The organism is Streptomyces sp. NBC_00448 (assembly GCF_036014115.1).
GTDB lineage: Bacteria > Actinomycetota > Actinomycetes > Streptomycetales > Streptomycetaceae > Actinacidiphila.
The window spans coordinates 9,510,142-9,532,539 of the sequence record NZ_CP107913.1 but is presented as its reverse complement, the minus strand read 5'-3'; the positions used below and the strand labels follow the sequence as shown (position 1 = coordinate 9,532,539).

Here is a 22,398-nt window from a genome sequence, read left to right as displayed (position 1 = left end):
GGGAACGCACGGGGCGTCAGAGGGCCGCGGTTCCCAGCGGGGTGCCGTTGCCGGTGGGTCCGTCGTAGCCGGGGCCGGCCGTGCACGGGTAGCCCCCGCCGCAGTCGGTGGAGGTGACGTTGCTGCCGGTGGTCACGTCGTTCGGACCGGTGGTGGCGATGTAGAACGAGGAGGCGTCGGGGAAGGCCGCGGGGTTCCCGGCCACGGCTGTCGCTCCGGCGAGGAACGGCGACGCGGCGCTGGTGCCCCCGGCCACGACCCGGCCGCCGGTCTTGTTGTCGGTGTCGTGGACGGCCGCCCCGGGGTTCATCCGCACGTTCGCGACGCGTTTCCGGATGGTCCCGCGCGCGCCGGAGCGGGGCATGGCGTCCGGCTCATGCCCCACTCCCTTCCCTGCGCCGGGTCTACGAGTGGACTGCTTGCCACCAGTTCACGTTGAGGCCGCCGTTGACGTATTCGAGCTTGACCGTGTGGGAGGTGCCCGCGTCGAACTGGAACGTGCCGGCGTCGATGGTCTGCCAGGTCTGCCAGCCGCCGGTGGTGGGCACGTTGATCGTCGGTCCGGCCACGCCGTCGACCACGAAGCGCAGTTGCGCTCCGGTCAACGGGCTGGCGACCCGCACCTTCAGGTCCTCGGTGCCCTGCATCGGGACCTCGTTCCACTGCTCCCATTCACCGGTGGCGATGGCGCCCGCGTCCCAACCGCCGCCCGAGTCGCTGGTCTTCTCGACGTCGAGGGCGTCGTCCCGGTACGTGCCGAGGGTGTTGGTGGGCGTGGTGTCGCTGACGCTGTCGGCGCTCTCGGCCTGCACGGTCAGCGTGGCCGGGAACGGCGCCCTGGAGTAGCGCCGCAGGATGTTGATGTCCTGGTTGGGGTAGTCGCGCTGGGTGGTGGCGTAGGGAGCGTCTTCGGTGCGCCATATCGCGGCGTTCTCGGACCAGTCGGTGAAGCCCTCGACCAGGGTGACGAGGTCGTTGTTGCCGACGGTCCTGGCCAGGTCGTCGACGAACGTCCGCCCGTGGTCGGGGTCGATGACCATGTTGCTCGACCCGCTGACGAAGTGGAAGCTCGGCACGGTGGCGCCGAAGGTCGCTCCGTTCAGCGTCATGTTGGTGTAGGTCGGGCTCGGGACACCGAACCAGCCGTCCTGCCCGCCTGCGACCGAGGAGACGGCCGAGTCGTTGGTGATCCAGGACTGGTCGACGACGAAGTAGGGGTTCTCGTTGAACTGCGACTGGGCCTGCGAGCGCACGTACGTGAGCAGGTTGGCGGAGTTGCCGTTGCCCTGGTCGGTGAAGGCGAAGTCGTTGTCCGACCACAGGTAGACCAGCGGCTGGCCGTTCACCTTGTAGAGCAGGTTGTCGGGGACGGCCTGGTAGAACGCCTTGAGGTCGTTGTCCCACAGGTACTGGTAACCGCCCTCCCCCGCACCGGTCTTGTCGCCCATGTCGAACGGCGGCGAGTAGCCGCCGGCGTTGTGCTTGACCTGGTTCTTCTTGTCCGTCATCGACGCCGGGGTGTCGTCGAACGCGGCGATCTTGAGCTTGCTCGCGGCACCCGCCTGGTTGATCGCGCTCACCAGCCCGGTCAGCGCGCGCGGGTCCCCGCCCTCGTTGGGCACGGAACTGCCGGGCACGTACCCGCGGGTGTCTACCGCGACGAAGTCGACGCCGGCGGAGACCAGTTCCTCGACGTAGTCCAGCCAGAAGTCGCCGGACGAGCCCGTCGTGGCGTCGTACATCGGGAGGTTGTAGATCTGGTTGCTCTGGTTGGTGTAGGGGCCGCCCGCGATCGTCCGGTCCTCGAAGCCGAAGGTGACGCCGACGGCGCCGGTGTCGGCGGAGTCGCGGTGCGACAGGACCGAACCGCCGGTGTCCACGACGGACGCGGCGGGCGCGGCGGACACGGCCGGCGTGGCGGCCGTGGCGCCGGCGCCCCAGCCGTTGGTGGGAACCGACCACCACAGGGCCGCGGCCGCCACGGCCGCACCGATCGGCAGCCAACACCTGCCCCGGGAACCTCTTCTCGCGTGTGGCATGTCGTCGCAGTCCTTCCTCGCCGGCACGGACCTTCCCGGCCGCCGCCGGCTGTGGGGGGTGGGTGAGCCGGCGGCGAGCCGCGATGGGGGCGGCACGCCACCGGACGGACGCTCCGGCACTCCGCTCTGCCTGACCAGGACGGAGCGCCGAAGCGGGCCTACGGCGCCGCTCCGGCACGTCGCCGCGTACGTGAGGAGAAGTCCCGGGCCGGTGGACGACTTTGGCTCTAACTCGGATGAACTTCGGCCCAGCGTGCGCCTCGTGAGGGATTTTGTTGCGAACTCCTAGGCCGGTCAAGCCTTTTGGCAGGGAAGTCCGCAGGAGTTCCGACCAACTTCGGACAAAGACGCGTTGACCAGCCGACCAGCGCACGCGGCCCCCTCGGAGCGGTGGTCGTGGGCGCCGCCGCACGGTGGAGCCGGTGGGCCGAGTTACGGACCCGCCGGATCGCCGGCCCATCCCGCGAGGCGCGGCCGGCACGTTTCGTCGGATACGATCAAAATGGCGCCCCGAAGGCCCGCCCGCGGCTTGGCCATGCCACAATGCTGGCAACAAGCCGCCGAACGGGCCGATGTTTCGCCGGAGTTCTATCAACCTTTGCACAAAATGGCATGTCGCCGACGCGGCCTGCGGAAGCTCGAAGGACCTGCCTCGGCGCCGACCACGCAATCACCCCTGGGGGTCATGATCGAAACTCCAGTCAACCTGCGCGAGGTAGGAAGGCTACGGGTCCTGGAGGCCCTGCACACCTCCGTGCGCAGCAGTCGTCCGGAACTGGTGCGGGTCACCGGGTTGTCCAGGGCCACGGTTTCGTCGTTGATCGCGGATCTGATCGCGGTGGGTCTGGTGACGGAGGACGAGGGTCCGGAGGAGCCGGAGCCGCGGCGTACCGGGCGTCCTGCGCAGTCGTTGTCGTTGGTGCCGACCGCGGGGTATGCGATCGGTGCGGACATCGGGCATCAGCATGTCCGGGTGATCCTGTGCGACTTGTTCGGGGCGGTGTTGTGGGAGCACTGGGTGGCCAAGGAGGTGGACCGGGCTCCTGAGGAGACGCTGGACCTGGTGGCGGTGCTGGTCGGGCGGGCGTTGCAGGAGACCGGGGTGGGCCGGGAGCGGGTGCTGGGGATCGGTGCGGGGATCGCGTCGCCGGTGGAGAAGGGCAGTGGGGCGCTGGGGGCGGAGGGCATCATGCCCGGGTGGGTGGGGATGCGGTTGACGGACGAGTTGCGGCGGCGGACGTCGTTGCCGGTGCGGGTGACCAATGACGCCAACGCGGGCGCGCTGGCGGAGCGGATGTACGGCGCGGGGCGGCACGCGAGCGACATGGTCTACGTCCGGCTCTCCGCGGGGATCGGGGCGGGCATCGTCAGCAACGGGAAGCTGCTGCTCGGTGCGCGGGGCCTGGCCGGCGAGATCGGGCACCTGCCGCTCACCGCGGACGGCCTGATCTGCCGCTGCGGCAACCGCGGCTGCCTGGAGACCGTCGCCAGCCCCGTCGCCATCGCCCGCCTCCTCTCCGACAGCTGGGGCCAACACGTCGCCGCCCAGGACCTGCCCGGCCTCATCGAACAGCGCAACGCGGGCGCCCTGCGCTCCGTGCGCGACGCGGGCGACGCGGTCGGCCGCGCGCTGTCCAACCTGGTCACCCTCCTCAACCCCCGCCTCATCGTGGTCGGCGGGGATCTCGCGGCCGCCGGCGAAGACCTCCTCGAACCGCTGCGGGCAGGCGTCCACCGCCACGCGCTGCCCTCCGCCGTCAGGAGCGTCGACATCGTCACCGGGCACCTGGGCGACGGCGCGGAGGTCCGCGGCGCCGCGGGTCTGATCCTGGCCGACGCGCCCCAACTGCTGTCCGCCACCGCCCCCGCCGCGCAGGCCGAACCGGTGTAACGCGCCCGAGGCGGCGCGCGGGCGGTGGCACACGGGCCGTGCCGCGCGGGCGGTGTCCCGCGAGCCGTGCCCGCGGACGGGCGGACAGGGCGGATGAGCGGTCCGGCGGTCAGCCCGCGGCGTGCCGGGACCGGCTCATGACGGCGATGCCGAAGGTCGCCACCGTGCCGTACAGGGCCGGTGCGAGGAACACGTGCGGAAGTCCCAGCAGGCCCACGCCGAGGCTGCCGGTCAGCCCGCCGAGGGCGCTGGCGATCGCGGTCGAGCTCATGAAGACGGCCGAGGCGGTCGCGACCGCCTGGGGCAGCAGGCGCTGGGCGACGATGATGCCGAGGCCCGCGAACACCCCCCAGACCCCGCCCATGAGGATCTGGCCGGCGAACATGCCGGCCGCGCCCGCGGTGAGGGCGAAGCACAGGTTCGCGCCGACGCCGAAGGCGGCGCCGAGGACCATCAGGCGCATCATCCCGGTCCGGCGGGCCACGACGACCGCCACCGGCATCAGGGCCAGCTCGATCAGGGGCTGGATGGCGATGACCGCGCCACTGACCGTCGTCGGCAGGCGCAGGTCGTCGTGCATGTAGATCGTCAGATAGCCGTACTTGATCGGCTCGCCCGCGTAGACGAGCACGTACAACCCGGCGAAGGCCAGCAGGGGCAGCATCGTCCGTATGCCGATGTGCGGTCCGGCCGGCGCCTGGGACCCGGACACCTCTGCGTCCGCCTCTACGCCGGCGGCCCGATCGGCGTGTGGGGCCGAGCGGGCGCGCGCGAAGCCCATCGGGAGGATCTGCGCCAGGGTGCACACCCCGGTGGCCATCAGCATCACGCGCGGGCCGGACGTCATGGCCAGCAGCGAGCCCGCGACCGGGCCCACGATCCACCCGGCCGTCAGCGCCATGCGCACGACCGAGACCACCCCGTCCCCGATCGGGCTGGCCGTGGCCTGCAGGTCGTCGTGGACCGCGGCGAACAACTGCGACCCGGCGCCCCCGGCGAACGCCAGGACCACGGCACTGATCACGAACGGCATCCACACCTGGTGCGCGAAGGCCATGGCGCACCAGCCGAGAGCCCCGAGGACGGCGCACAGCCGGAACAGCCCGAGCCGCCTTCCGGTGCGGTCCGAGCGGGCGCCGACGAGGTAGCCGGCGACCGGGGCGGTGATGCTCGTCAGGTAGTAGAGCCCCGCCGTGGTCAGCGAGACGTGCAGGTCGTCGACGAGGAACAAGGTGATCTGCGGGGCCGCGGCCGAGGTTCCGAGCCCGGACAGGAACAGCGCGACGGTCGCCCCCCGGTACAGGGGCGAGTCCCACACCGAGCGCACCGCGGAAGGGGCGGGCGCGACATCGGCCGCGGCCAGTACAGGTGACAAGACGGTCCCCCCCGGGGATCAGACACAAGAGATCACACACCGTATCTTCGAACGAAAGGAACATCAAACCTGTTTGATTGATTCCTGTACGCTCATGATCAATGTTCGTTGTGTGCATGGGACACCGCTCCCGCGCACCGGAGCCGAGCGCCCGCCCGGACCCGAGGCCGAGCGCGGGCCTGGGTAGCGCCCTTGGACACGTTCGTCGCCGCGACCGGAAGGAGTGCCGTGCCCGCCGACCAGCGGATCGTGCTGTTCGACCTCTACGGGGTCATCGCCCTGCACCAGCGCCCCGGTGCCCTCGCGCGGATGGCCGCCTCCTGCGACGCGCCCGCCGACGCCTTCGCCGAGGCTTACTGGGACCTGCGCCCGCCGTACGACGCCGGACGGCAGACCGCGCCGGAGTACTGGGCCGCGGTGCTCCGGCGGCTGTCCCGTCCTGGTGATCCCCGTGCGCTGGAGGAGTTGCGGCTCACCGACATCGACAGCTGGTCGCGCGTCGACGCGCGCATGGTCGCCTTCACGCAGTCCCTGCGCGGCCGGGCCGGGGTCGCCGTGCTCTCCAACATTCCCGCGGACCACGCGGATGCCTTCCTCGCGGCCCAGCCCTGGCTGCGGAACCTGGACCATCTCGCCCTCTCCGGGAAGATCCACGCGGCCAAGCCGGACCCGGCCGCGTTCCACCACTGCGTCAGCGCCCTGCACACCCCGCCCGCCGGCTTCCTCTTCGTCGACGACCGCGAGGAGAACGTCCGCGCCGCGCAGGCCCTCGGCATGACCGGCCACGTGTTCACCGGGCTCGACGAGCTGGTCGAGGTCATCGACGCCTGGCTGCCGGCCGGCACGGAGCCGTCGGCCGCTCCTTAGCTGTACGGAGCACGAGCGCTGTCGACACGTGCCGGTGCCGGGCGAGTTGACGAGGCGGTGCGACCGTATCCGGGCGCGTGGCCGCCGTGCCGGTGGAAGATGGGGTCCATGAGCGGACGGGGTGGGCTGGGGCGCGGCGTCAGGGTCGGCCTCGTGATGGCGGGCGTGCCCGGGGGGCTTTGGGCCACGTTCGCGTTGGGGGCCGGGCTTCCTCCCTCGCACGGGGCAGCACGCAGGACGCGCTGAGCGCCTTGTCCCGTTGCGGGGAACTCGTGGCCGGCAGTTCGGCGGCGGGCGTGCTGATGGGGATCTCCGTCGGTGGCGGGCTGACCCTCGCCTCACGACGGAAGGCCGGTACGAGCGCACGGCGCCTGGCCTTCGTGGGCGCGCTGTCGGCGGCCGTGACGTTCCCGGCGGAGCTGCTGGTCGTGGCGCCGGCCACCGGGGTGGGCCCGGTGGAGATGGTCGTGACGGTGCTCGCGTGGCCGGTGATGACGGTCGTGGCCGCCCGGCACAGCACGGACATCGCGGGGCTCACCCGCGCTCACCCGTGGCTGTGGACCGCCGGGCCGTCCGCGCGCCGCCCGAGGCGGCGGCAGCCTTCGCAGCCGTAGCCGCGGTGCGTACGAAGCCGCCGCAGGACGGGGTGCGCCTCCCGGCCGGGTGGGCCGGGAGGCGCGGGGTGGGCCGGCGCCCGGGGCCGGTGTGGCCCGGGCGGTCAGCCGCGGGTCGAGACGCGGGTCAGCCGGGGGTCAGGCGTAGTAGCCGAACAGGTCGGCGACGACGTCGACGGAGCCGGCGCTGGCGTGGAAGTCGACCTTGCCGTCGATCACCGGGACGGTCACGAGGTTCGCGATCGTCTGCCCCGCCGACCAGTTGAGGTTGGACGAGGTCGGCTGGGCCTGCCCGTCGGGCCATACGGTGAGCACGCCGCCCTTGGTGCCGTTGACGACGGTCACGTTGAGCACGACGGCCTTGGCGGTGGCCAGGGAGCCGTTGTCGGCCAGGCTCAGCGAGAGCGACCCGGTGGAGCTGAGCTGCCCGGCGCTGGGCGCGCCGGTGCCGTTGCGGGTGTCGAGCAGCCGGACCGGGCCGGCCGGGTGGAACAGCGCGCCGCCGGCGTCGGCCTGGTAGTAGCCGAAGACGTCGGCCACGAAGTGGGTCGTGCCGGAACTGGCGTTGTACAGGTCCACCGTGCCGTCGGCGCCGACCGGCACGATCACCAGGTTCGGCACCGACTTGCCCGCGATCCAGTTGAGGTTCGAGGAGTCGGGCCGGGTGGTGCCGCCCGGGTAGGCGATGAGGTGCCCGGAGGACTGCTCGGCGGTGGCGGTCACGTTGAGCACCACGGCGGTGGCCCCGGTGGCGGGCACCCCGCCGGCCCCGGCGACGGTGAGCGCCACGGTGCCGTCGGCCTTGACCGGGGTGGTCGTGGTGACGCCGATCTTCGCCCGGGTGTCGAGCACCCGGGCCGGGCCCACGGGGTAGTACGTGGCGCCGGAGGCGGAGGCGGAGAAGTAGCCGAAGACGTCGGCCACGAAGTGCACCGTGCCCGACGAGGCGTTGAGCAGGTCGACCTTGCCGTTCGCGCCGACGGGCACGATCACCAGGTTGGGGATGTTGCGGCCGGGCGTCCAGTTGAGGTTGGACGAGGTGGGCTGGGTGCCGCCGTCGGGGTAGGCGATCAGGTGGCCGCCGGTGGTCTCCGCGGTCGCGGTGACGTTGAGCACGACGGAGGTCACGCCGGAGGACGGGACCGCGCCGCCGGCGCTGCCGGCGACCTTGAGGACGACCTTGCCGTTGGCCTTGACCGGGGTCGTCGTGGTGACGCCGATCTTCGCCCGGGTGTCGAGCACCCGGGCCGGGTTGACCGGGGTGAAGGCGCCGCCCGGGGAGGCCGGAACGGCCTTGCACAGCGCGGTGATCGCGTTGCGCGCGTTCTGCGGGGTGCCCAGGCCGGTCGTCATGTCGTAGCCGGACCCGGCGGTGAAGAGGCCGGACGGCTGGACGTTCTGGCCGGGTACGACGTTGTCACCGCTGGTGATGTCGTGGAAGGCGCTCGACGGGAGCTGGTAGAGCGCGGGGTTGGCGAAGCCGATCGGCCCGTCCGCGGCGCAGCCGAGGTCGAGGTCGGCCTGCGCGGCGATGGCCGCCCAGGTCGGGGAGGCGCCGCTGGTGCCGCCGACGAGGTACCAGCCCGCGTACTCCTGGTTCTTGGAGGCTTCCCCCCACTCGACCAGGTAGCCCTGGTCGGGGTCGGCCAGCGCGGCGACGTCCGGGACCTGCCGGCAGGTCCGGCCTGCGGCGGCCGCGCAGGCGTCGAAGTAGCCGGGGCCCTGCCGGCCGGCCTGGTAGCCGGTGGCGGAGTCGAGGCCGAAGTACGAGGAGACACCGCCGCCGGTGGCGTCGCCCTCGCTGTTCCAGGCGCTCTGCGTGGCGTTCGAGCCCGTCATGGAGGTGCCGCCGACGCCCAGGACGTAGGGCTGCCCGGCCGGGTCGTCGACGGAGACCTGCCCGCCGTTCGGGTCGTCGTTGACGCCGTCGCCGTCCGCGTCGTACCAGCAGTCGCCGGAACCGTCGTCACCGGAGGCGGCGGTCACGGTCTGGCCCTGGGCGGCGGCCTCGGCGAAGATGCTGTTCTCGGCGTCGAGGAACGCGCCGCTCTGGTCAGCCGTGCAGGCTCCCCAACTGGTCGATATGACCTTGACCTTGTTGTCCGTGACCATCTTCTGGTAGACGTCCAGGACGTCCTGGTCGCTCGCGTCCGCCGCGTCGGGGCCCTGGTAGACGACCAGGGACGCTTGCGGGACGAGGCCGATCAGGTCCTCGATGTCGAGCGCCGACTCCACGCCCACCTGGGAGCCGGAGGCGTCGAGCGTGTCGGCGGCGAGCTTCGGGCCGCCGTCCACCTTGACGGCGCTGACGGAGACCTTCGTGCCGTAGCAGGACTGGTAGGCGGCGATGTCCTTCGTGCCGTAGTTCTCCAGCTCGAAGATCCCGACGGACACGCCGGTGCCGACGTCCGGCTGGTCGGCCATGCCGTAGGCGGTCGCCAGCGAACGGGCACTCCAGTACTGCTGGGTGTCGATGTTGCCGCCCGAGGCCAGGCCCGACTTCACCGACGCGCACAGGCTCGGGGTGTGGCCGGTCACGTTCGGGGTGACCGCGCGGGCACCAGTGGTGGACGCGGCGGCCTTCAGCACCTTCGGCGACAGGTGCGGGCTGAGGTGCGCGAGCGTGTCCAGGCCGGTGATGCCGGCCACGGCGGGCGCCGCGCCGGCGGGCAGCGCGGGCGCGGCCGTGTTGAGGATGCCGCGGCGGCCGTCGGGGGCGCGGAAGCCGGTGAAGCCGGTGTGCAGCGACTTGGCGGCCGCGGCCGTGGTGGTGCGCACCGGCAGCGTCATGCCGTCGGCGGACAGCTTCCCGGCGGTCAGACCCTGGGCCTTCAGGGCCGCGCGCACCCGGTCCACGGTCGCGCCGGTCGGCCCGAACGCCGTCTTGAACTGGCCGGTCCTCAGGTAATGGTGGTACAGCGGCGAGCCGAGCGTGGACACGTCCGTGATGAACGTGCGCAGGCCGGCCGGGTCCCGCGGCGCCAGCTCGACGCCCAACTCGATCGGGGTGTCCCCGGCGGGCGCCGCCATCTTCACCGCCCCCCGCGGCAGGTGCGGCGCCGTGCCGACCCGCTTCGGCGCAGCGGATGCCCCGCCGCTTCCGCTGTCCGCGACGGCCGCGGGCGCTCCCGCCGCCACCACCGCCAGAGCCGCGACGGCCACCACCGGGCCGAGCACCCCCCGGCGCCAACTACCCTGCCGTGCCCGGATGTCCGGGCCCGTGCCAATCCCCATGAACGAGCACTCCTCCTGTGCGCCGCAGCCGGCCGTGCGGGCACGTTGGTTCCCCACCACAGGCGGCAGCGCCGGACGTCGTCGGACGTCCGGGACCGTGCGATCGGTATCCCCCCCGGTCGCGACCCGGCGCGGGACCTGACAGGTCCCGGGCCGGGGTTGCGGAAAGCCCCCGCTGTGACGGTGTCGCGGCGGCACGGACGGGTCGCCCGCGCGCGCGAGAAGCCGGAGTTGCTTTGTATCAGCTATGCCCGGGCGACCGCTCGTTCAGGTGTGCGGTTTTTACCTGCTCTTGGGACTCGGGCGGCGGGCGGTCCCCCCAGGTCACGGGGTGTTGCGGGGCGCCACACCCAACTGGTGGCGGTCCGGCGGGCGTTGCCGGGGCCGCGCAACCGGCTCCGCCCGGGAGAATCCTCGGGTGATGCGGCGTCGTAGCGAAGGAGAGTCCTGATGTGGTCCAGCGTCATAGCCGTGGCCGGCACCCTGCTCGGCGGGGCGCTCACCGGGCTGCTGCAAAGCCGCGGCGACCGGCGGGCCCGGCAGTCCGCCCGCGCCGACGAGAAGGCGCAGGCGCTCCGTGCGGCACTCGGCGAGCTGGTCGCCGCGCTCGGCGACCACCGGCGCGCCATGTGGCACCGCGAGGTGCTGCGGCTGGACGGCACGGACCCCGAGGCGTTCGAGGCGGCCCGTAACGCCTCGCGCGCCACCCGCTCGGCGGTCACCGCCCCGCTGGTCTCGGTCTCCGTCATCGAGCCCGCCCTCGCGCAGACCGCACGGCAGGCCGCGGAGGCCGCGTTCGACCTGCGCGACGCCCCCGACCGCGCCACCCTGGCCGCGCGACGGGAGAACGCGATCACCGCGACCGACACCCTCGTGGCCGCGGCGGGCCGCGCCATGGCCTGACCGCTGCCTTCTCCTTCCGGTCCGGCCACGGGCGCCCGCGTCAGACGGTCGCGGTGCGCGGCGGGCCGAGGAGCACGGTCACGGAGCCGGTCGCCGGGTCCGCGCCGACGGCCGGCGGCCACGGGACGGAGGGGCCGAAGGTGATCAGGACGTCCTCCGCCGGGGGCAACGCCCGGCCCGAGGCACGCAGGTCGTCCATCGCGGCTCGCAGCGCGGCCCCGTACGCGGCGGCGACGTTCCGCGCGCGGGCGTCGGCGAGTTGGAGGGACCGGCCGAAGTGCGGCACGCCGTCGACCGACACCACCGCACTGCCCTCGATCCGGATCACCGGCACCGGCCCTCCCCCGGCCACCGTGGCGGCGATCCGGGCCGCCGCCTCCTGCGCCCTGCGATCCACCCAGGCCCGCTGCACCTCGGTCAACTGCCCATGCCCAGCGCCCTCGTTCGGGTCGTGCGGCACCTCCCACGCCGACGGCGAACGGGTCGAGGCGGGCGCGGGTACGGGGGCGGGCGCGTCGACGGGCGCCGGGGTGTGTACGGGGGCGGGTGCGTGTACGGGAGCAGGCGTCTGTACGGGGGCAGGCATCTGTACGGGGGCGGGGATGTGTGGCGGCACCTGCAACGACGACGATGCGTGCGGGGACGAAGGCGGGGGCGTGAAGGTGGCGACGGGGTGTGCCGGGGCCGTGACGAGGGGGGTGTCCGGTGCGGTGATCTCGATCGTCGGGACGGTCACCGCCGGCGGCGGGACTGCCTCGACCTCGTCCGCCCCCGCGCCCGTGGTCGTAGCCGCGGACGTAGACGCAACCGTGGACGTCGGCGCGGCCGTGGACCAGTAGTAGGCGTGGTGGGTGGTGGTGACGGGGTCACCGTAGGCACCGTTCTCGTCGTACTTCTGCAGGGTGATGCGGACGGGCTGGCGCAGGAGGTGCTGGGTGCCCTCGGTCGTGCCCTGGCCTGGCTTGTCGCCGGTGAGGCCGTGCGGGACCGTCGCAGGGGTCGACTGGCGGCCGGGGGTGCCGGGCGGGAGGGTGACCGCGGAGTCGGACGCGAGCGACTGGTCGCGGCTGATCTGTACGGAGTTGAGGCCGGGCAGCGGCACCGAGAGCCCGGGGTCGCGGGTGAGGAAGACGACGTCCGCGGGGGCGACGCTGTAGGACACGCCGCGCGCGGCGGACGTGGACAGGTCGTCCTCGGTCGAGACGGTGACCTCGTCCTTCGCGTCGTCGCGGCGCCCGACCTCGTGGGCCTGGCCGGTCGGTTCCATGGAGACCTTCAGGCCGGTCCGGCCGTCCTGACCGAGCGGCACCGTGTGGTAGCCGCCGGCCGGGTCCTTCAGCTGCGGGAAGACCGTGGACAGCGCCTGGCCCGACAGCGCCTGCCGGGTGGAGATCTGCTGCGGCAGCGGCGTGGTCTGCTCGGTGTGGAGCTGATGGTCCGGCCCCACCCGCGGGTCATGCACGAACGACTCGACGACACGACGGGCGGCGTCGGGTGTCATCGACCACGCGGCGCTGCCGAGCGCACCGGTCGTCGCGCTCCACGCCTGGGACGCGACCGACCCGGTGCGGCCGAGGATGCCGTCCCCCCACGGGCGCGGCGTGTTCAACGCGGTGTGCGCCGCATTGATCAGCTGCTCGGGGTGGTCCAGGCCGACCAGGTCGTGGCCGGAGTCGAAGTCGGTACGCCACTGCAGGCGTTGCTCGGGTGTGCCGTTCACCGGCCGCATCTCGATACCGCCGCCGCCCGGATCGCCGGGCATGTGCTGTTCGCCGGGCGGGTGTTGGCCGCCCGGCGCGAGCTCGTCAGCCGGCGCGTGCTGGTCGGCCGGCGCGTGCTGGTCGGTCAACTCCTGCCCGGTGCCGGGCTGATGCGTGGTCGTCGTGCCGCCCGCGGTGTCGGCGACCGGACCGGTGGTCGTCATCGACTCGGGCACCCAGGCGGTCGCCCGCCAGTCCGGCCGCACGGGTTCGGGCGCGGGCAGGTGGACGAACCGCTGCGTGGCGTGGCGCCGGGTGACCGTCACGTCGAACCGCATCGGCGTGCTGAACTTGTGCAGGTTGCCGGCCGCGGTGGTCTTGTGCTCGACCTTGGTGGTCTGGCTGGACGCGTGCGACGTGTTGCCCTTCGTCTCCGCTCCGGCCGTGCCCGAGTACGTCACGTTGTTGAGGTGGTTCTCGGCGGTCGGGGCGCGGTACGACGCGCGGATGTTGCCGTCGCCGCCGGCCGACCAGGTCCGGCCGCGGTCCCCCGTCACGGCCTCGCTGACGGTGACCTTGCGGGTCGAACCGCCGTCCGTCTGCCGTCCGTCGTGCTGCCACCCGTCAGGGGTCGCCTTGATCAGCACCTGCGTCACCGTGCGGACACCATGGTGGTTGTCCACCGTGTGGACCAGCAGGCCCGGCCCGACCAGGTCGTCGTAGTGCGCCCCGAGATGGTCCGGCGTCACCAGATCCGCGAACGGCAGGGCCGACAGCGGGACTTCGCCCAGACCGTTGCCGGTCTCCAGGTCGCCCGGGGGAAGCGAGCCGCTGCGGATCTGCCGGTCGATCTCGCGCAGGATCTCGTCGGTCGACGGGATCTCGATCCGGCTCCCGCCGCTCACGCCGCTCTCCAACGGCACGGAGCGGCGCGGCGGTTGCTGCGTGGTGTCCGAATCGGTGCCCGCGTGGGGGCCGGAGTGGGTGTCGGTGGCCGTACTCGTGGCCTGATCGGGGTGCGTGCCCTGGGTCAGCGCGCGGACGTCGGCGTCCGAGAGCAGGACGCGCACCCGGTGGTCGTGGGTCACGGGTTCGCCGTACGTGACGTCGCCCGTGGAGCTGGTGACCTTGCCCTGCAAGGTGATGCGCGCGTCGCCCTCGTACACGTGCCAGGGGCCGCCCTGGGAGGTCTTGCGGCTCGTCGTGAAGGAGTGCTTGACGGCGTCGGTGCTGCTGCCGCCGTACGACCCCTTTCCCCTTACACCGCCGCGCAGTTGGTAGGTCGAGGCGTGCGGGTCCTCCGGTGTGCCCGGGAAGCGGCCGAAGTCGCCGCCGAGGCCGCCCTTGCCCGTCGTGGCCGCCTTGTCCTGCACCTTCACGGAGGTCTCGGTCTTGGTCTCGACGTCCAGCTTCCCGTCGCCGGCCAGCGTCTCGCGGTACGTGAGGTGGTGCAGGTGGGTGCGTTGGGAGAGCCCCGCGGTGTCCCGGTTGCGGCCCGAACCCACGTGCTGGTCAGCGGTGTTGGTCCACCCGCCGTGCGACGCCGAGACACTCGCGCGCAGTTGGGACTGCGTGGCGAGCGGGTCGAGCAGGTCGTCGAGCGCCGGGACGTGCGCCGGCAGCGGCGAGTGCCCGTTGTCGTGGCGGGTGGTGACGGCGCTCTCGACGGCCTGGCGGGCGTGGTCGCGGTAGGCGTCCTCGTCGCCGACGTGGTCCACGAGGTGGTGGTCCGGCAGGTGGTCGACCGTCACCTGCCGCGGGGGCGCGCCGGTGGGTGTCTCGGTCCGCCCCACGTCGACGGTGACGTGCCCGCCGCCGGTCTCCACGTGCCGCACCGACTGGTGGTGCGGCTCGATCGGGAGCGTGGGCACCCGCACCACCGGATGATCCGCGTCCTGACGTGTCGTCAGGACGTCGAAGGAGACCGGATACGAGAATCGGTCGCGGTCGCCGGAGACGGTCAGGGTCCGCTTCACCTCGGTGGTGTCGCCGACCGTGGTGCCGTGGGTGGGCGCGTACCCGCCGTCGGCGTTCACGTTGAGGAAGCCGCGCTGGTAGTCCGTGTGGTCCAGCGAGCTGCGCAGGTTGCCGCTGCCCGCCACCGTGTGCGAACTGCCCTGCGTGACCGACCGTTCCGTGCCGGCGGTCTGCGTCAGCGTGTTCTTCGCCGTCGCGGTGTGCGCGCCCTCATGGGTGCCGGGGCCGAGGTTCGCCTTCACCAGGACGTCGTAGGTCTTCGCGTTCAGCAACGGCAGGTGCGAGCTGTCCAGGCTGACCCGGAACGTGCCGTCCAGCAACCGGTGTCCACTGCCACCGAGTTGGGATGGCGCGATCTGCCGGCGCAGGTCGGCCAGGTTGGTGAACGCCTTGGGCGAGACGCGGACCGGCGGATGGTCCCCCACGACCGCCCCCTGCGGGGGGTGGACGACCTCCGGGGGCGGCAGCACACCGGGGGCCGTCTCCCACATCGTCTGCACGATGTGGCGCTCCAACTGCTCCGAGCCCGGGAAGTCGGAGTAGGTCGTGCGCTGGACGAGCCCGGGACCGCTCAACTGCTGCCCGGAAGGGGGCTGCCGCGCGGCGGGTGGCGGCGTGGTGGTGCTGTCGGAACCCGTCGCCTGCGCCGTCGCCGGCTCGTGGCCGGTCGGCTCCGTCTGTTCCGTCTGCGACGGTGGCCGTGGCACCACGCGTACGACGTCGCCGGTCGGCGCCCGCAGGGGCGGCTCGACCTGGACGACGTGCGTGCCCGGCGCGGGGGCCGGCGGCGGGGTGTGGTCGGTGATCTCCTCCGTCGTGGTGCCGTGCAGGCCGTCGGTGCCCGGCGACAGGTGCTGCCGGATCAGCCACACGCGGTACCGGGTGGGGGTGCTCACCACGTCGGCGGGGCCCTTGCGTTCGACGGTGATGCCCTCCTCGACCCCATGAGTGCCCTTGGACCCGTGGGCCGTTGACTGCCCGTAGGTGTAACTGGCCGTCCCGGTGAGCCACTTCGTCTCGCCGGTGGCCGGGTTGTGCCAGACCTCGCCCGAGGCGCCGCCGCCCGCGCCCAGCGCCCATCCGCTGCTCTGCGAGTGGTTGCGGGCCCGCTCGCCGCTGGTGCCGGCCCCCGAACTGGTGGTGGTGTCCGTCGTGTGCAGCACGGTGGACGTCCCCGGCTCCGCGGTCAGCCGCAGGAAGCCGGTGCCGCCGTCGGACAGCGTCAGCGGCTTGGAGATCAGGCCGCCGCCCGACACCTGCTCGAACTGCTCGGTGACGTGGTCCGGATCGAGGAAGTCCACGATGTCCTGGTGGGCGGTGCCGCCCGGTCGCGCGTCCTTCGGCAGCGCGTCGAACACGGCGTCGCGGACCCCGTCCAGACCGGTGATCGTCAGCGGATGGCCGGTGGCGGTGGCGCTCTTGGGCGTGGGGGCCGTCGCCGTGTTGGGGGTCGGCGCGGGTGCCGTGTGGTCGCCGCCCGTCGTACGCGGCGGCGGGTTCCACCCCTGCCAGGTGTGCGGCTGCGACTCGGAGGGAGGGCTCGATCTCGGTACGTCCGCTCTGAGCTGTCCGGCGATCGGCGGGGCGGGCTGCGGCGGCGCGCCGCCCTCGCCGCCCACGGTGAGCGGCTCGCCGTGGTGGTCCACCACCTGGATGTCGAACGTGGCCTGCGAGGTGTAACTGTCCGTCTTTCCGGTCAGCTTGACCTCGCCGGCCGTCTTCGTCGATGTCGTGCTCGTCGTCTCCGTACCGTGGCCGGCGCCCCCGGCCTTGGCCGAACCGCTCACCAGGACGCTCACGTTGGGGTTCACCGGTTGCACGAACGACGGGTTGTAGTCGAGCCCGGACTGCGAACTCGACAACTCCGTCTTCACCTTGGGCGGCGTGTACTCGCCCCCCGACTTCACGTCCAGCCCATCGCCGTCGTTGTCCTTTCCCGCGTCGCGCGTCGGGTCCAGCTGCCAGGGCGTCGTGTCCGCCCCCACCCGCACCTCGTACGGGTGGCCGCCGACGTGGATCGGGAAGCGCCAGCCCCCGTTGATCATCCGCGGGTACTGCTTGCGGAAGTGGGCGGGGTCGAACCGGCCGTTCAACCGCTGAACCACCAGCGGGTCGTTCGCGTGGTCCCCGAGCAGCGCCTCGACCCGCTGCCGTACGGCCTCCGGTCCCGGCGCCTCCACGATGCGCTTGCCGGCGAGCGAGGAGTTGTGCCAGCCGTCCGTCAACTGCGGGGCCGGGTCCCCCTCGGGCCGCCCGGTGGTGTCCGTCCCCGGAACGGTACCGGAGTCGGTGCCCGTGCCGGTGTCGTCGGTCACCAGGGGCTCGTTGTCGGTCGCCGGTTCGGTGTGGTCCCCGGCGGGCTCGGTGTGCTCGGCCGTCGCCGGCTCGGTGTGGTCCCCGGTCACCGGCTCCGTGTGGTCGGTCGCCGTGTCCTGGTGCGTCGTCGACGTGCTCGCCGCGGTGTCGACCGGCGGGTCCACCGGGGTGGTGGCGGGGTGGGCGAAGGGGTCGGTGACCGGGTCCACGTGGACGTGGTCACGGGTGACCGGCGGGACCTGGGACCGGGCGGCCTGCCAGGCGGGATCGTTGCTCACGTCGGTGCGCGGTCCGGCCCCCGTGTCCGCAGCCGCGCCCGCGCCCGTGTCCGTACCCGGATGCGGGGTCTCGGCGGTGTCCCCGCCGGTGAGCGCGCCCAGCAGTGACAGGTGTCGTCCACCCAACCCGCCCTGCGGCAGTCCGTGTTCGGACGGCACGTGGTAGTTCCCCATCAACCCGCCCGTGACGCCTGTGTGTTCCGGGTCGCCGGTGTCGTGGTACTCGTCCCGCAGGCCGAGTTGGTGCCCGATCTCGTGGGCGTAGGTGATCGGGGGCGCTCCCGTCGGCCACGTCCGCTGGTCGGTGTGCCCGTTGCCGTCGCCGTGCGTCATGTCGACGTTCAGGTGGGCCTGTTCGCCCGGGGCCACGTGCTCGACCGTGACGTGCAGCAGGTCGCCGTTGGGCAGCCGGTAGCCGGGGGCGTTGAAGTACGTCTCGACGCCCTCCTGCACCCGGTTCCGCGTGTCGGCGACGCTCTGCGGGTCCGTGTCGCCGGGGTGCAGCGCGACCTTGACCGTCAGGTCGGTGTACGTCTGCCCGCCGACGCCGAACCGGCGCTGGTCGAACGACGAGCGCACGACGAACCGCGGCGCGTGGTTCAGCCGGGCCGGCGGCCGGACGGCAGGCGCGGAGGTGGCGGTGGACGTGGACGTGGATGTGGAGGTGGCCGCAGGCGTGGTCACCGCCGTGTCCGAGGACGGGTGGTCACCGGTGTGGCCGGTGGTGTCGCCGGCCGTCAGGTCGCCCTCCGTCCCCGGACCGTGCAGCAACTCGTCCAGGCCGTTGGTGTCCGGTACGGGACTCCGGGCCGGGTCGGGACTGGCGGCCGGGGCGGTCTGCTGCTCGGACGCCTGGGGGCGTTCCTGGAGCGGGAGTTGGTCCGTGCCGGGGTGGGCCGCGGTGTGCACGGTCGTGGGCGGGTCGGCGGTGTCCGTGGGCTGCTGCCGGAGCGGCGTGTCGTGCGCGGTGTCGCTCGTCCCGTGGCTCGTGTCGTGGCTCGTGTCGTGGTCCGCGCCCGACCCGGACGTGCGGGTGGTGTCCGACACGCTGGGGGAAGTGCCGAGCGGCTGGTTGGCCACGCGCTGGGGCTGCCGCGTGGGCGCGGTGTCGTCGGCCGGCGGGGACTCGTGGCCGCTGGCGGGCTGAGTGTCGGTGCCGATCCGGCCGAGGTGTCCGGGGTCCTGCTGCCCGCCCAGCCCCTGGCCGATCTCCCGCTGCAGGTCGGAGATCCGCTGGCCGTGCGGGAGCGCGTGGTCGAGCTGGTCGCGCAGATCCGCGACGGTACGGGCGGACCGGTAGGCGGCGTCCTGCCGCCCCGACAGCAGGTCCCGGGTGTGCTGTTCCTCGGCGCGGTCGAGTTCCCGGCGCAGCCGGTCCGCCTCGTCCTGGCGCTGCTGGTCCAGTTGCGCCTGCCGGGCCGCGCGCTCGTCCAGGGCGCGCTGCGCCTCCTCCGGGGAGTTCGCGTCGTGCGCCTGGTGCCGCAGGTTCCGGGCGGTGGGGTCGCCGTCGTCCAACGCGTCGAGGCGCTGCCGCAGTTCGTCGTCGGTCGGCGGATCGTTACGGCCGCTGGGGGTCGGGGTGTCCGTGCTGGGGCCGTCGGTTGCGGTGTGTGCCTCGGTGGCGACGCCGGTCGGCGGGACCGGGTCGGTGTGGAGCTGGTCGAGGCGCTGCTGGAGGTGTGCCAGGTCCTGCTGGTCGCGGTGGTCGTGCAGCGAGTCCAACGCGTCGGCGGCCTCGTCGGGGCCCGGCGCGTGGTCGAGTTGCCGGAGCAGTTCCTGCTCGTGGGGGTCGGTGTCGCCGCGCAGCGTGTCGAGGCGCTGCCGCAGGTCGTCGAGGCCGTCGTGTCCGCCGTGCCCCCCGGCGAGGTCGGCGTCGCCGTCGGGAACGTGGTCCGAGTCGAACTGGTCCAGACGCTGCTGGAGGGCCTGGTCGGCTCGGTGGTCGTGGAGTTGGGCGAGGGCCTGGGCCGCCGTGTCCGGGCCGCCGGCCTGGTCGACGGCCCGTTGGAGCGCCGCCTCCTGCGGATCGGGGCCGCCCTGGCGGCTGTTGAGCCGGTCGAGCCGGTCGCGCAGGTCGGCGGTCTGCCGCAGGTCCGCGAGTTGGGTACGCAGCCGGTCCGCGTCCGGCCCGGTGGCTGCCGCCAGTTGGCGCCGTACGTTCTCGACGTCCGGGTGGTACGGCTGCGGGGTGTCCGGGCCGGTGAGCGCCTCCGAGGGGGCGTGGTGCTCCACGAAGGCGGTGTACTCGCGCAGATGGCTGTCCAGCAGGTCCGGGTCTCCGCCGCGGCGGGCCTGTTCGACCGCGTTCACCAGGTGGTCCCAGGTGGACCGTTCGGACCGCGGCGCCCGGGTGTGGGCGAATCCCCCGTCCGCGTGCTGACGGAACGCGTCGTAGCGCTGGTTGAGCGCCCGCGTCTCCACGTGTTCGCGGAACGCCTGGAGTTGGCGGGTGGTCTCGCTCAGGTTCCCCGACCGGGCCGCCTGGTCGACGGCCTGGCGGTACGCCTGCCGGTCGGACGACGACATGCCCGCGTCCCGGCCGGCCCGGTCGAGCGCGTCGAACCGGGGACCGACGTGCGCGGTCGGCGAGCCCGGCGGGGTGACCGGCGCGTTCGGCGCGTCGTGGATCGGGTGCGTGGAGCCCCCGCTGTCCCCCACCGGGTGGGTGGGCACCGTGAGGTCGTTCAGGGAAGCCAGTGCCGGGTCACCGCCGTGGGGGCCGTCACCGTGGGTGCTGTCGCTCCCGCCCGGCAGCGGCTCCGTCGACGGCCCGCCGCCGGGGGTGTGGGCCGGGGACGCGCCCGCGCCCGGGGCGGGGGACGTCACGGCGCCGGGGGTGTGCGTGGGCACGTCGGGGAACGTGTGGACCTGACCGGCGCCCCCGCCCGCCGAGGAGGCGGGGTCCACCGGCGCGACCTGCTCGACCGGCGGCGCGCCCGGCGCATGCGTCGGCACTTCCGGGAACGTGTGGCTGCCGCCATCCCCCTCCCCCGGCCCACCCGACGTGAGCGACGTGGGCGACGTGGGCGACGTGCCCGGGGTCTGCGTGGGAGCGTCCGGAAGGACGGGGTGGGAGTCGCCGCTGCCGCCGGGTTCCGCGACCACGGCCGGGGGCTGGTGCGCCGGCGGGGTGGCGCCCGTGTGCTGCGCGCCGGCGCCGTTGCCGTTGCCCGCCCTGAGGCCACCGCCCGCCGTACTGACGGACGTTCGCGGCCGTGGCGCACGGGGCGCGACCTCGGAGGGCCCACCGGACGACGATCCGCCCTGCCCGCTGCCGGACCGGACCGGCGGGGCGGAACCCGTGCCGGCACCGCCCGACGCCCCACGGACCGGCGGCGGCGCGGCCGACTCCCGCGCCCCGGTGTCCCCCGCTCCGCCCGCCGCGTGGTCGTTGCCGGAGCGGAACGCCGTGGTGAAGCCGGGGAGTTCGGCGTTCCGCGGCGCGTTCTCGTGGACGACCGGCTCGCTGACGTGCCCGTCGCCCGTGGCCGCCGGGTGGTTCGTGGTCGTGATCGGCGGGGCGCTGTGCGAGGCGAACGTACTGCTGCTGGCGCCGGTGCCGGCCCCGCGACCGCCGGCTCCGGAAGGGGACCCGTTCGTACGGACCTCGGGCGCGGGCACGCTCACCGGCGAGGACACCGCCGCCTCGTGGGAGTCGGTCTCCGCCGGGGGAACGTGGCCCGTCCCCGACTCGACGGGCGGCCGTACGCCGGACGTACCGCCCGATGCCTGGTGGTCGCTGCCCGTGGTGCGCACGGGCGTACCGTGCGAACCGCCCGCGGGCGTACCCGTACTGCCGTGGCCGCCGGAGCCGAATCCGCCGCTGCCACCACTGCCGCCACCACTGCCCCTGCCACCTTCAAGGCCGCCCAGGCCGCCGCCCAGGCCGCCCTCCGGCAGCTTGTCGGGGCCGTGCAGGTCGGGAAGATCCGGGACGTCCGGCAGGTGGAAGTCGAAGTCGTCGACCTTCGTCGGGTCCCCGCCGCCACCGCGCCGCTTGCCGCCGCCCCCGGCGATCGCACCTATCGCACCGGCCGCGCCGCCGAATCCGAGGTCCGAGGGCTCGCCGCTGCCGAACAGCGCGTTCACGGCCGCGGTGCTCGCCACCCCGGAGGCCCCGCCGAGGAACGCCTTGCCGATCAGCGAGCCGGCGAACTTCGGGACGAACGCGTCGCCCAGCCCGAAGGTGAGGCCGCCGATGGCACCGCCGATCGCCCCGCTCTCGATGGCGGAGATCGTGTTCTCCACGCTCCACGACGTACGGTCGCCCTTGAGCATCTGGATGCCCTGGATCACCGCGTCCATCCCCACCATCATGCCGATGCCGGTGGCGATCGAGGTGAGCAGGCGGCGCAGCAGCATCCGGACGATCAGCCGCGCGGAGGTGATCAGCGCGGGGATGGCCTCCGGTGCCCAGAACGCCATCTGGGCGATCTCGAAGGCCAGCCAGACGAGTTGGGCCAGGATCATGTACTTCGCGTACTCCAGCTGCACCCCGGTGTTCCGGCCGAGCTTGCCGAGTTGGCCCGACGCCTCGGCCATGTCCGGCACGTTGGACTGGAGTTGGCGGACGAACGAGGCGAACTCGTCCGCGACCGAGCCGCCGACGCTGTTGAGCACGCCCCGGGTGGCGGGGGTGATCTCCCGGCTGATGGCGGCGAGCGCCTGCGCGGCGTCCTCCCAGGCCAGGCCGAGGCTGTGCATCTTGTCCTCGTCGCCCTTGGGCCATGACTGGCCGACGGCGAGGCGGGCGACCCAGCCGAGCTCGGGGGGCAGGTTGATGCTCACGGGCGGCCGGACCCCTTGTGGCTGCCGTCGCCGCCCTCTCCTCCGCCCTGTCCGCCGCGCACGCCGCCACCAGGGACCGAGCCCGGTTCCAGCGACGTCCCGAGTTTCCGGGCGGACTCCGAGTTCTGGGACTCGATGTTCTGGTACCCGCGGGCCATGGTCTGCAGGCCGTCGCCGGTGCTGCGCAGCACGTCGCCCGCGTCCTCGGTCGCCTCGAGGATCTGCCCCTTGGGCTTGGTGTACTGCCGCAGGAACGCCTCGCCGGACGCGTCGTCGCCCCAGCACTCGCCGAGCGCGCCCAGCCGCGCCTCCAGCGCCTCGTGAACGTTCCGGAACCGCTGGGCCAGTTCCTGCATGTACGGCATCTGGGCCTGGAGACCGTCGGTGTCGACCGAGAACGACTCGCCTGACATGGG

At 73.3% G+C, this 22,398-nt stretch carries 10 protein-coding genes; 4 read left to right on the top strand and 6 right to left on the bottom strand.

Annotated features, from left to right (window positions below; all coding sequences use genetic code 11):
* Positions 1-16: 16 nt before the first annotated feature.
* Positions 17-364, bottom strand: coding sequence for a hypothetical protein (locus OG370_RS40860; protein ID WP_328473543.1), 348 nt, complete (start codon positions 362-364; stop codon positions 17-19).
* A gap of 40 nt (positions 365-404) precedes the next feature.
* The gene (locus tag OG370_RS40855; protein ID WP_328473541.1) at positions 405-1,982 is read right to left on the bottom strand and encodes a DUF5010 domain-containing protein; all 1,578 of its coding nucleotides are present in this window, start codon (positions 1,980-1,982) and stop codon (positions 405-407) included.
* A 742-nt stretch (positions 1,983-2,724) separates the two neighbouring features.
* Between OG370_RS40855 and OG370_RS40850 the strand changes: the two genes are divergently transcribed.
* A complete protein-coding gene (locus OG370_RS40850; RefSeq protein WP_328473539.1) occupies positions 2,725-3,930 on the top strand; it encodes an ROK family transcriptional regulator in 1,206 nt (401 codons plus the stop codon).
* Positions 3,931-4,039: 109 nt separating this feature from the next.
* Here OG370_RS40850 and OG370_RS40845 read toward each other — a convergent pair whose 3' ends face one another.
* On the bottom strand, positions 4,040-5,305 hold the full coding sequence (locus OG370_RS40845; protein ID WP_328473537.1) for an MFS transporter: 1,266 nt from the start codon (positions 5,303-5,305) through the stop codon (positions 4,040-4,042).
* A gap of 228 nt (positions 5,306-5,533) precedes the next feature.
* Between OG370_RS40845 and OG370_RS40840 the strand changes: the two genes are divergently transcribed.
* Positions 5,534-6,172 (top strand): HAD family hydrolase, encoded by a 639-nt coding sequence (locus OG370_RS40840; protein ID WP_328473535.1) that lies wholly within the window; start codon positions 5,534-5,536, stop codon positions 6,170-6,172.
* Positions 6,173-6,444: 272 nt separating this feature from the next.
* The gene (locus OG370_RS40835; protein WP_328473533.1) at positions 6,445-6,786 is read left to right on the top strand and encodes a hypothetical protein; all 342 of its coding nucleotides are present in this window, start codon (positions 6,445-6,447) and stop codon (positions 6,784-6,786) included.
* A gap of 138 nt (positions 6,787-6,924) precedes the next feature.
* Here the strand turns inward: OG370_RS40835 and OG370_RS40830 are convergent, their stop codons facing one another.
* Positions 6,925-10,020, bottom strand: coding sequence for a S53 family peptidase (locus tag OG370_RS40830; RefSeq protein ID WP_328473531.1), 3,096 nt, complete (start codon positions 10,018-10,020; stop codon positions 6,925-6,927).
* Between the two features lie 450 nt (positions 10,021-10,470).
* Here OG370_RS40830 and OG370_RS40825 point away from each other — a divergent pair, with 450 nt between their 5' ends.
* Entirely contained in the window at positions 10,471-10,923 is a 453-nt protein-coding gene (locus tag OG370_RS40825) for a protein kilB (RefSeq protein WP_328473529.1), read from the top strand.
* Positions 10,924-10,963: 40 nt separating this feature from the next.
* On the opposite strand, the gene OG370_RS40820 is transcribed toward OG370_RS40825, so the two are convergent.
* Both OG370_RS40820 and OG370_RS40815 read right to left on the bottom strand, forming a co-directional pair.
* Positions 10,964-21,982, bottom strand: a complete 11,019-nt coding sequence (locus OG370_RS40820; protein ID WP_328473527.1) for a WXG100-like domain-containing protein — start codon at positions 21,980-21,982, stop codon at positions 10,964-10,966.
* The gene (locus tag OG370_RS40815) at positions 21,979-22,395 is read right to left on the bottom strand and encodes a WXG100 family type VII secretion target (RefSeq protein WP_328473525.1); all 417 of its coding nucleotides are present in this window, start codon (positions 22,393-22,395) and stop codon (positions 21,979-21,981) included. Before OG370_RS40815 ends, OG370_RS40820 begins: the two co-directional genes overlap by 4 nt.
* Positions 22,396-22,398 lie beyond the last annotated feature (3 nt).